At 62.5% G+C, this 9720-nt stretch carries 11 protein-coding genes; 3 read left to right on the top strand and 8 right to left on the bottom strand.

Going from position 1 to position 9720, the window contains the following annotated elements; all coding sequences use genetic code 11:
* Positions 1 to 168: 168 nt before the first annotated feature.
* Both EDD78_RS11360 and EDD78_RS11355 read right to left on the bottom strand, forming a co-directional pair.
* Positions 169 to 786 (bottom strand): cytidylate kinase-like family protein, encoded by a 618-nt coding sequence (locus EDD78_RS11360; RefSeq protein WP_286170862.1) that lies wholly within the window; start codon positions 784 to 786, stop codon positions 169 to 171.
* 64 nt (positions 787 to 850) lie between these two features.
* Complete coding sequence (locus EDD78_RS11355; RefSeq protein WP_132085003.1) at positions 851 to 2239, bottom strand: alanine/glycine:cation symporter family protein; 1389 nt, start codon at positions 2237 to 2239, stop codon at positions 851 to 853.
* 313 nt (positions 2240 to 2552) lie between these two features.
* Here EDD78_RS11355 and EDD78_RS11350 point away from each other — a divergent pair, with 313 nt between their 5' ends.
* Positions 2553 to 2789 carry a hypothetical protein gene (locus EDD78_RS11350; protein WP_132085002.1) on the top strand — a complete coding sequence of 79 codons (237 nt, stop codon included), beginning with the start codon at positions 2553 to 2555 and terminating at the stop codon, positions 2787 to 2789.
* Complete coding sequence (locus EDD78_RS11345; RefSeq protein WP_132085001.1) at positions 2786 to 4135, top strand: hypothetical protein; 1350 nt, start codon at positions 2786 to 2788, stop codon at positions 4133 to 4135. The genes EDD78_RS11350 and EDD78_RS11345 overlap by 4 nt, the downstream gene beginning before the upstream one ends.
* 67 nt (positions 4136 to 4202) lie before the next feature.
* On the opposite strand, the gene EDD78_RS11340 is transcribed toward EDD78_RS11345, so the two are convergent.
* The 6 genes from EDD78_RS11340 to EDD78_RS11315 all read right to left on the bottom strand — a co-directional run bounded on the left by EDD78_RS11340 (position 4203) and on the right by EDD78_RS11315 (position 8215).
* Positions 4203 to 4658, bottom strand: coding sequence for an ATP synthase subunit B family protein (locus EDD78_RS11340; RefSeq protein ID WP_079699979.1), 456 nt, complete (start codon positions 4656 to 4658; stop codon positions 4203 to 4205).
* A 1-nt stretch (position 4659) separates the two neighbouring features.
* On the bottom strand, positions 4660 to 5172 hold the full coding sequence (gene coaD / locus EDD78_RS11335) for a pantetheine-phosphate adenylyltransferase (protein ID WP_079699978.1): 513 nt from the start codon (positions 5170 to 5172) through the stop codon (positions 4660 to 4662).
* 1 nt (position 5173) lies between these two features.
* Positions 5174 to 5812, bottom strand: a complete 639-nt coding sequence (gene rsmD, locus EDD78_RS11330; RefSeq protein ID WP_132085000.1) for a 16S rRNA (guanine(966)-N(2))-methyltransferase RsmD — start codon at positions 5810 to 5812, stop codon at positions 5174 to 5176.
* Between the two features lie 243 nt (positions 5813 to 6055).
* Positions 6056 to 7210, bottom strand: coding sequence for a DUF4097 family beta strand repeat-containing protein (locus EDD78_RS11325; RefSeq protein ID WP_132084999.1), 1155 nt, complete (start codon positions 7208 to 7210; stop codon positions 6056 to 6058).
* Positions 7207 to 7884, bottom strand: coding sequence for a permease prefix domain 1-containing protein (locus EDD78_RS11320; protein ID WP_132084998.1), 678 nt, complete (start codon positions 7882 to 7884; stop codon positions 7207 to 7209). The genes EDD78_RS11325 and EDD78_RS11320 overlap by 4 nt, the downstream gene beginning before the upstream one ends.
* Positions 7775 to 8215: a PadR family transcriptional regulator gene (locus EDD78_RS11315; protein WP_079699974.1), complete on the bottom strand. Its 441-nt coding sequence runs from the start codon at positions 8213 to 8215 to the stop codon at positions 7775 to 7777. The genes EDD78_RS11320 and EDD78_RS11315 overlap by 110 nt, the downstream gene beginning before the upstream one ends.
* 178 nt (positions 8216 to 8393) lie before the next feature.
* Here EDD78_RS11315 and EDD78_RS11310 point away from each other — a divergent pair, with 178 nt between their 5' ends.
* The gene (locus EDD78_RS11310) at positions 8394 to 9689 is read left to right on the top strand and encodes a bifunctional folylpolyglutamate synthase/dihydrofolate synthase (RefSeq protein WP_132084997.1); all 1296 of its coding nucleotides are present in this window, start codon (positions 8394 to 8396) and stop codon (positions 9687 to 9689) included.
* Positions 9690 to 9720: the final 31 nt, after the last annotated feature.

The following is a 9720-nucleotide window of genomic DNA, read 5'->3' as shown; positions in this document are numbered from 1 at the left end:
GCCTGCAGGAGCGGTACGGCGGCGATGCCAAGGAGGCCGCCGGGGACGGCGGCAAGGAGAAGCAAAACCCCGGCACCGGCGGGTGCCGAAGATAACTCGTGCGCCAATGCGGGGAAACGCAGGGGAGGGGGAGGCCGTGGCGGCCTCCCCCTCCCGTTTTGTCCTGTTTTAAGATTCCTCGATGAGACTGACGTACTCCCGGAGCAGCTTGACGCACTGCGCGGGCGGCAGCATGCCGGTATCCAGGCAGAGGTGGTAGCTCGACACGCTCCCCCAGGCCTTGTCGGAATAGTAGTTGTAATAGTTGGAGCGGCGCTTGTCGGTCTTCTTGACGAAGGCCTTGGCGTCCCCGTGCGAGAGGCCGTATTCCTTCATGACGCGGGCAATCCGCGCCTCCAGGTCGGCGTGGATGAAGACGTTGACGCAGTCCATGTCCTTGAGGATGTAGTCGGCGCAGCGCCCCACGATCACGCAGGGCCCCTGGGCCGCGATTTTGCGCATCACCTTGGACTGCTCGATGAAGAGCTTGTCGTTGGTGATATAGTCGCTGTAGCCCGCGATGGCGCCGCCCATGCCGTGCCCGCCCATGGCGAAGGAGTAAAGGAAGCTGTCGGTCTCCTTCTCGTCGGCGTGCTCGAAGAGCTTCTCGTCGATCCCGCTCTCCTTGGCCGCCAGGGTGATGATCTTCTTGTCGTAAAATTCAAGCCCCAGCTCGCTGGCCAGCGCCTGGCCGATCTCCCGGCCGCCGCTGCCGAACTGCCGGCTGATGGTAATGATCCGTTTCATCATAAGGCCCCTTTCCCATATGGTTGAGTTCCTGCCCCTAGCATACCATACCTTGGGAAACTTTTCAAATGTTGTCCCTGGTCCGTTCGGCGAGCAGGCGCACGGCGTCCCGGCGGCCGCGCTCGCCCTGGGTGGCGGCAATCACCTCGCGCGAGAGCATGACCACCGCGATCAGGTTGGGCACCGCCATCAGGCCGTTGAGGCTGTCGGCCAAGTCCCACAGCCCATCCAGCCGCAGCAGCGGGCAGAATACCATCAGGGCAAAAAAGAAAATACGGTAGACCCGCTTCGCCTCTGCGCGCTTCCAGAGGTACTCCACGCATTTTTCCCCGTAAAAGTACCAGCAGGGCACGCTGGAGACGGCGAAGACCACCAACATGACGGTGAGGATTTCACTGCTCGCCCTGCCGAACACCGTGCCGAAGGCGGCGGCGGTCAGCGCGGTGGGGGACATCCCCGCGCCGAGGTCGACCCCGCTGCACAGGATGGTCAATGCGGTCAGGCCGGCCATCACCACCGTGTCGAAAAAGACCTCGAACGCGCCGCACATCCCCTGGCGCACCGGGGTGTTCCCCGAGGCGGCGTGGATGATGGGCGAGCTGCCCAGGCCCGCCTCGTTGGAAAAGACGCCGCGGGAAACGCCGTATTTGGCCGCCGAGAGCAGGGTATAGGCCCCCACGCCGCCCGCCGCGGCGCGCGGCGAGAAGGCGCTGCGCAGGATCAGCACCAGTACCTCGGGCAGGCGCTGGATGTTGCGCAGCAGCACCAGCAGGGAGGCGGCCATGAAGAGGATGGACATCAGGGGAGTGAGGATGGCGAAGACGTTCCCCAGCCGCTTGACGCTGCCGCCGGTCATCAGCAATATGCAGACGGCGCACGCCGCGCTCACCCACAGCCCGCCGATCCCGAAGGTGTCCTCCACGGCGTGGGAAATGGTGCCGATCTGGGTGACGTTCCCCGCACCGAAGAGGGCGGTCGCCAGGCAGAGCAGGCAGAACACCGCAGGGAGCAGCCGCAGCGAGAGCCCGTCGCGCATGTAATACATCGGGCCGCCCACCGTCTCCCCGCGCTCGTTCCTGGTACGGTAGCGCACGGCCAGCAGGGTCTCGGCATATTTGAGGATCATGCACAGGAAGGCGCTGGCCACCATCCAGAAGACCACCCCCGGCCCGCCGAGCAGGATGGCCCCCGCCACCCCGACGATATTGCCGATCCCCAGCGTCCCGGCCAGCGCGCCGGATACCGCCGAGAAGGCGGAGATGCTGCCGCTGCCCGGCGCGTCGGAGCGAAAGGGCGCGCGCAGGATGTCCCGCAGCCGCCGGAATTGCAGCCCCCCGGTGCAAATGGTGAAATAGACGCCGACCCCCAGAAAAAGGACCAGCATGGGCACGCCCCAAACAAAGGCGCTGACCGCCTCGTTGATGGTGTAAAGTTTTGATATTAGCTGCTGCATAATCCCGCTCCCCGCCTCTTTATCTATGTCATATATAATGGCGGCGGGCGTTTTTTAGACCGGGACGAGGATTTGCTGGCGCCGCCGAGGGAGAATAAGAAAGACCGTTAGCTAAGGCAGCTAACGGTCGTCTTTTTGTGTTTTCTTGGAAAGAGGCTCGAAGATTTCGTCGATTTCCTCCCTGTTTATCCTAATTATATCCTGTTCTGGTACAGATTTCAAGTGAAATCTTCCCTTTCCCACCCCTACCCCCGGAGCAGAAGACCGCAAGCTGCCTTATCTGCTGGTCTTTTATTCTTAAGGGGGAAGTCAAATGAAAAAATTCCTAACCGCGTTCCTGCTGGTCACCGTGCTGGTCTTCTGCGGGTTTTCCTCGCAGGAAAACCCACGGGAGTATTACGCCTCCCTGCTTGGGCAGGGGATCATCACCGCGCAGGAGTATGAGCCGCTCGAGCGGTACGCTTTCGAGCTGCCCGAGAGCGAGCGATCCCCGCTCGACGGGTTCGTGATCGGGGAGATCACCACCTGTGCTATCGGTGAGCAGGGATGACGGGCCGGGCAGGGCGCCTGCGCCGGCTGTTGGCTGCTTCGCTGGCGGTGAACATGTTTCTGCTCACCGTCAGCGCCGGGGCGGCGCTGGGCGGGGTCGCCGTGACGGTGCAGGATAACTACCAAGCGGACTACGGGGTGACCATCCCCTTCACCCGCTCGCCGCGCACCACCGACTACACCTTCTCGCTCTACGAGGGCGGCAGCGCCGCCGGGATCCCGGTGGTCAGCGCGAAGGTGGAGATGACGGCGGCGCAGGAGGACGTTTACCTGCCGCTGGCCTATGACATCACCGGGCCGCAGAGCTACACCCTGAAAATTGAAGCGCGCCCGCTGGCGGACCGGATCGGGACGGACACGGCGGCGGCGCGGGAATTCTCCTTCACCACCAAGCCGACCTGCGGGTGCGCGGCGGGGACGGCGGGCGCGTTCTACCGGGGGAGCGGGAGTGCGGCGGATCCCTTCTACGTCGGCTCGCAGCAGCAGCTCGCGCATGTGGGAGCGCACAGCGCGGCGAACATCTACCAGGACCGGGACATTGCCCTCTCGGGCAACTGGACGCCGATCGGCAGTCAATCGGCCCCCTTTATGGGAACGTACAATGGAGGCGGGCACAGGATCACCGGGCTCAACATCAGCGGAGACAATCACGGCGGCCTGTTCGGCTATATCAACCAGGCGACCATTCAAAGGCTGGGGATCGAAACCACCGGAGTCATCAGTGGGACCGAAGCCGTAGGCTCTTTTAGCGGCGTCGCAAATAATAGTAACCTCATCAGCTGCTATGCCGTGGCCCAGGTGCGCAGCACCGCCACCAGCGGCTGGCCGGTGCTCGGCGGCTTGATCGGATCGAATACGGCTTGCCTGATCGAGGACAGCTACTTTGCCGGCAGTTTGCAATGCACCGATGGCTCCGTCAACGTGCGTTGGAGCGGCGGGCTTTGCGGAATCGCCCGCGAACTCTCCACTGTGCGCCGTACCTGGAACATTGTCGAATACTCTATCGGTTCCGCATCTCTCGGGCCAAACCGCCGTATGGTGGGCGGCGTCGCCGGAGACGTTTCCTCGGGTTCGGGTTCGGAGTGCAGACCGGGACAGCTGGGCGCTTCCAACAATTATTGGTCGGCAAGCGGCAGCGGTGGCCCGACCTATGCGGTTGCAAACTCCGCCAACGATATGAACTACGATTCCGGCGTCAACACCGGCTGCACGCAAATCTCCTCCTTTTCCTCCCTCCCGGCGGGGTTCGACCCGTCCGTCTGGGAGATGGGCACCGTCACCGTCCCCACCCTGTCGGGCGGCAGCAAGACTGTTGCCGCCCCGGTTCTCAAAGTGTTCCAGTCGTAAAAGAATCCCATGCAAGAACCCCCGGCGGCCCATATGGACCTCCGGGGGTTCTTATCCTTATTGTTTTTTATTTCCGAATGGCGTTGCGCAATCCCTGGCGGGTCCCCTTGACGTCGCTCAAGGAGCGCGCGAGGCTCTCCTCGGTCTGGCGCAGCACGTTCTCCGAGTAGTCCTGCGCCGCGCTGCGGATTTCCCGCGCCTTCATCTGGGCCTGCTGCATGATCTCGGCCGCGCGCGCCTGGGACTGCTTGACGATCTCCTCCTTGGAAATCATGGCCTTGGCGTGCTCCTCGGCCTTCTGCACAATCCCCTCGGCCTCCCGTTTGGCGACCGAAATGATCTCGGCGCGGTCGGCCACGATGGCCTTGGCCTGCTTGATCTCGCCGGGGAGGTTCAGACGTACCTCGTCGATCATGTCCCGGACCTTGTCCGCATCCACCACGCAGCGTCCGCCGGTCAGCGGCAGGTTCCAGGCGCGGTCGAGCACCTCGTCGAGCACATCCAGAATTTCTTCGATGTTCATATTACGATTCCTCCGTTTCGCCGGTTCTCTTTTTTTCTTTCAAAAGCCGCCCGGTGATCGTTTCAAGCACACAGGATGGGACAAAGTCGGTGATGTCCCCGCCAAACCCTGCGACCTGCTTGACCAGGCTGGAGCTGAGATACATATTTTCCGCGCTGGTGGTCAAAAAGACGGTCTCCGCATAGGGGAGCAGCTTTTTGTTGGTCAGCGCCATCTGGAATTCGTATTCAAAATCCGAAAGCGCGCGCAGCCCCTTGACGATGGCCGAGGCGCCGGCGCGGCGCACATAGTCCACGAGCAGCCCATCGTAACTGTCCACCCTCACGTTGGGCAGGAAGTCGGTGGCCTTGTTTATCATATCACAACGCTCCTGCACTGTAAAGCTGGCGTTTTTCTTGGGGTTGATGACCACCAGCACGATCACCTCCTGGAACAGGACGCTCGCGCGCTTGATGATGTCGAGATGCCCCATGGTCACCGGGTCGAAGCTGCCCGGACAGACGGCGATGGACATGTTATGCCTCCTCCCGTTTGCGGTAGACGGTGATCTTGGCCTTGCCGTAGCGGTATTCCCGGTAACGCGTGAAATCGCCCGCCGTCTCGGGCGGGTCCTCGCGGCGCTCGGTCTCGCAGACGATCACGCCGCTCTCCCGCATGAGCGCTGCGCACAGCGGCAGCACCTGCTCCAGAATCCCCTTCTGGTAAGGGGGGTCGAGCAATGCGATGTCAAAGCGCTCGCGGCTGCCGCGCAAATAGGCCGCCGCATCCATTGCGGCGACGCTGGCGTTTTCCTGCAGCCCGGTCTTTTGGAGGTTTTCGCGCACCACCTGCTGGGCCTGGCGGCTCACGTCCACAAAGACGCAATAGCCCGCCCCGCGCGAAAGGGCCTCGATCCCGAGCTGCCCGCTCCCCGCGAAGAGGTCGAGCACCCGCGCGCCGGGCAGCTCGTTCTGCAGTATGCTGAAGATCGCCTCCTTGGCGACCTCGCTGGTGGGCCGGATCTCCATCCCAGCGGGGGAAAGCAGCCTTCTGCCCCTGGCTTGTCCGGTGATCACTCTCATGGATTTCTCTCCCCTCAGGATGAAACTTACACCTGCTATTATCCCCGTTTTACGGGCCCTTGTCAAGGAAAAGTGCAAATCGCGGCAAGGCATTTGGGACAGGCAAAAGGGATGCCAGATTTTAACCCGGCATCCCCTTCGGTTTTTAAGAAGAGACGGGGGAAACCCATCCCGGGGTGCCCCCTCGCGCTGCGCGCAGTTTCTCCTTTTTTTGTAAGCAAAAGACCTTGGGAGCTTCGCCTCCAAACCTCCACGCTGGAAGGATATGGCGCCGTCGGCGCCATTGGGCCCTTGCGAATCCCAGGTTTAAATCCCTTTTCAAGAGATCAATCCGCGTTATTGCCGAAAGTCCAGCTCGACGTCGCCCGAGCTGCAGGAAACCTCGATCGCGGCGGGCCCCCCGGAGCCCGAAACGTGGGAGCTGTCCTCGCCCTCGTCGTCCTTCTGGCGTTCGCCGTCCACCGAAATGCTCCCGTAGCTGGTGAGAAGGTCGTAGCCGGTCTCCCCGCGCTTTTGCGCGAGGCGCAGCCGTACGTCCCCATAGCTGGCGTGGATTTTGCTCCTGCCCGGCAGCGAGCCGGACAGCTCCACATCCCCGCTCGAGGCGTCCACCGACAGGGAGGTGCTGATTGTCACGTCGCTGCCGTACACCTCGCCATAGCTGTTGGAGAGGCTGGCGGTGTCGGCCTTGAGCTCGTCGAGCCGGAGGTCCCCGCTGCTCATCTGCACCTTCAGGTCGGTGCACCCGAGCTTTTTGAGCTTGACGTCGCCGTAGCTGTCGTTCACAGAGAACTCCCCGGCGCTGAGGTTTTCCACCTTCAAATCCCCGCTGCTCAAATCGAAGACGGCTTCCTGCGCCTCGAAGGGCCGGCTGTTCAGGAAGGAGACGTCGCCATAGCTGTTGACGATCCGCAGGCTGTCGGCATAGATTTCCCGGAAGCTGCCGTCCCCGCTGCTCAGCCGCAGCTCGGCGCTGGACGCGCCCAGGGACGGGATTTTCACATCCCCATAGGAGGCCTCCATCACGACCGAATCGAATCTCGTGTCCTCCGGATAGTAGAGCTTCACTTGGTTGGGCTTGGTCTCCCCGTCGAAAAAGATGCCCGATTCGCTGTTAAAGGTAATCCCGAAGAAGTTGAAGCCGCTGGTCCTGATCTGCACCTGCTGGTTCGCCTTATCCCAGACGCGCAGGGTATCCCCCTGCTGCTCATAATAAAACTCGTAGTAATTCCCATAGTAGCAGTGGTAGAGCGCGAAATGATCCGACGCGACGAATTCGATGTCCGCGTTCTCAATGTCGATGTCGATGTTTTGAACGGCGTCCAGCTCGACGGTTTCCTCGTGCCTTGTCGTGGTGTCCAGCCTTTGTGAGGCGGCCGGAGCGGCCCCGGCGCTGCGGTTGCGGTGAAGGTGGGTGGACACCGAAAGCAGCACGCCCAACAGGAGGATCGCCCCGCAGATGGCGACGATCATTTTCGTACGGTTTTTCATTTTTCTTCCCCCTTGTCCTCACGCGCGCCGCCGAAATATTCGATCAGGGAGACGAGCAGCGGTGCGATCAAAAAGATGATCCAGCCCGGATGCCACAGCCCCATCGAGAAACCGAGGATCAGGTAGACGATGGCCGCCGCCAGCATGACAATCCCCCAGAGCCCTCCCCGGCGGGTGGGTTGGATGAAGGGCGCATCCTGCTCCCGGGCGGTCAGCCCCAGCAGGGAGCGGTAGTCCCTCGCCCGGCCGCAGAAGTAGATGAGCAGCCCCACCCCCGCGGCGATCAACCCGAAGAAGAGCAGGGGCGAGTCCAGCTCCCCGCCCGCGATGGGCGAGAGGATGAAAAGAAAGACCGCCGCCGCGACCGCCAGCCGCTGGCGGGGCAGGAAGCGCTCATATTCGCGCTGCAGGCGCTCGTGCTCGGCGTCCGAATCCGGGCCCGGCTGTGGCTGCTCCCCGCCGAAATCGAGATCCAGGCCGCGGCAGAGCTCTTCCATGCTGCCGAACTGGGAGATCACGATCCCCAGCGCCTCATACTCGTTCTTCCCCTCATCGAGCAGGTCGTTATACTTCTCCTGCATGTTCTCCAGGATGTCCTCCTTGATCTTGCGCACCTCTTCCGTCTTCGGCAGAGGCTGAAACATTGCCTCCACAAAGTTTGCGATCTGCTCCATCCTCGATATCCTCCCTTGTGAATTGATTGATCACCCGCTTGGTCAGGCTCCATTCCGCACATTTTGTCCGGTAATAGGAGCGCCCCTGTTCGGTGATGGTGTAATAGGTCCTGCGCTTGCCGAAGGTCTCGCTGCCATAATAGGAGGCGATCAGACCGCGGCTTTCCAGGCGCGCGAAGGCCGAATAGAGGGTCGTCTCCTTGATGGTGTAATTCCCCTCGCTGCGCTGCTCGATCTGGCGGGAAATCTCATAGCCGTATGAGTCCCGTTCCATCAGAAGGTGCAAAATAATGGTGTCGTTATAGCCCCGTATGACATCGCTGCTGATCAAACGGCCGCCCCCTTCCCAAACTACTACGACTGACGAAGTAGTCCCAGTATAGCACGATTACTACGACAGGTAAAGTAGTTTGAGAAAATTTCCGAATGATATTGTGAATTTCCCGCACAGGTGCTAGAATTTTCAGTAAACGCAGTCAAGAAACCAAGCTGGAAATGGGGAAGAAAAGATGGATTACGAGGAGGCGCTGGCGTATATCCACTCGGCCTCGCGCTTTAAAGGGGAGCTGACCCTGCGCCGGATGGAACGGCTCTGCGCGCTGCTGGGAGAGCCGCAGAAAAAAATGAAGCTGGTGCATGTGGCGGGCACCAACGGCAAGGGGAGCACGGCGGCGCTCATCTCCTCGGCCCTGATCGCCGCCGGGTACCGCACCGGCACCTTCATCTCCCCCTATGTGCTGGATTTCCGGGAGCGCATGCAGGTCGGATTCCAGTGGATCACAAAGGAGGAGCTGGCCGGGACGGCGACCCGGGTGAAAGCCGCCGCCGGGGTGCTGGAGAGCGAGGGGCTGATCCCGACCGAATTCGAGCTGGTGACCGCCTGCGGGCTTTCCTGGTTCGCCGAGCGCGGCTGCGAGGTGGCGGTGCTCGAGGTGGGGCTGGGCGGCCGGTTCGACGCGACCAACGTCATCGGCCCGCCCGAGGTGGCGGTGATCACCAGGATCGCCCTGGACCACACCGCGATCCTGGGCGGAACGCTCGCAAAAATCGCTTATGAAAAATGCGGGATCATCAAGGGGGGCGACGTGGTCTGCTACCCCGACCAGCCGCAGGAGGCGATGGACGTGATCCGGCGGCAATGCCGCGAGAAGGGCGCCCGCCTGCACCAGCCGGGGCGGGAGGAGGCGCGGGTGCTCGAATCGTCCCTCCGCCACAACCGGATCGAGTGGAAAGGGGAAGAGCTTTACATCCCGCTGGGCGGGCCGCACCAGGTGCTCAACGCCCTCACCGCGCTGGGCGCGATCGAGGCGCTGCGCGCGCGCGGCTTTGCGGTTCCCGGCGAGGCGGTGCGCCAAGGCTTTGCGGCGCTCTGCTTCCCCGCCCGGCTCGAGCTTGCCTGTGAGACGCCCCCGGTGCTGATCGACGGGGCCCACAATCCCGACGGGGTGGCCGCCCTGGTGCGCGCGCTGGGCAGCGCACAGGCGACGGTCATCTTTTCGGCCATGCAGGATAAGGACTACTCTGAAAGCCTGCGCCTGCTCGCCCCCCATGCGCGGCGGCTGATCGCCTGCGGCCTATCCCTGCCCCGCGCCGCCGGCCCCCAAGAGATCGCCGCGCTGGCGGCTCCCCTTTGTCCCGATGTGGCGGCCGCCCCGGATTTCCCCGCCGCCTTCGCCCTCGCGCGGGCGGGGCTGCGGGGGGGCGAGGCCATCCTGGTCTGCGGCTCGCTCTATCTGTGCGGCGAGGCGGAGAGCTACTTTCGCGCCAACCCGCCGATAAAGGAGAAAAACGGGACGAATTCGTAAATCTTCGACAGGATAATACAGATTGTATAGA

The organism is Harryflintia acetispora (assembly GCA_004340125.1).
GTDB lineage: Bacteria > Bacillota > Clostridia > Oscillospirales > Ruminococcaceae > Harryflintia > Harryflintia acetispora.
Note: the sequence above shows the minus strand (reverse complement) of the source record. Positions and strands in the feature narration are given on the sequence as shown.

Coding starts and splice junctions, on each gene's coding strand:
- EDD78_RS11310 (WP_132084997.1), top strand. CDS start 8,394: ATGGATTACGAGGAGGCGCTGGCGTATATCCACTCGGCCTCGCGCTTT.
- EDD78_RS11345 (WP_132085001.1), top strand. CDS start 2,786: ATGACGGGCCGGGCAGGGCGCCTGCGCCGGCTGTTGGCTGCTTCGCTG.
- EDD78_RS11355 (WP_132085003.1), bottom strand. CDS start 2,239: ATGCAGCAGCTAATATCAAAACTTTACACCATCAACGAGGCGGTCAGC.
- EDD78_RS11340 (WP_079699979.1), bottom strand. CDS start 4,658: ATGAACATCGAAGAAATTCTGGATGTGCTCGACGAGGTGCTCGACCGC.
- rsmD (WP_132085000.1), bottom strand. CDS start 5,812: ATGCCTTGCCGCGATTTGCACTTTTCCTTGACAAGGGCCCGTAAAACG.
- EDD78_RS11360 (WP_286170862.1), bottom strand. CDS start 786: ATGAAACGGATCATTACCATCAGCCGGCAGTTCGGCAGCGGCGGCCGG.
- EDD78_RS11350 (WP_132085002.1), top strand. CDS start 2,553: ATGAAAAAATTCCTAACCGCGTTCCTGCTGGTCACCGTGCTGGTCTTC.
- EDD78_RS11320 (WP_132084998.1), bottom strand. CDS start 7,884: ATGGAGCAGATCGCAAACTTTGTGGAGGCAATGTTTCAGCCTCTGCCG.
- EDD78_RS11325 (WP_132084999.1), bottom strand. CDS start 7,210: ATGAAAAACCGTACGAAAATGATCGTCGCCATCTGCGGGGCGATCCTC.
- coaD (WP_079699978.1), bottom strand. CDS start 5,172: ATGTCCATCGCCGTCTGTCCGGGCAGCTTCGACCCGGTGACCATGGGG.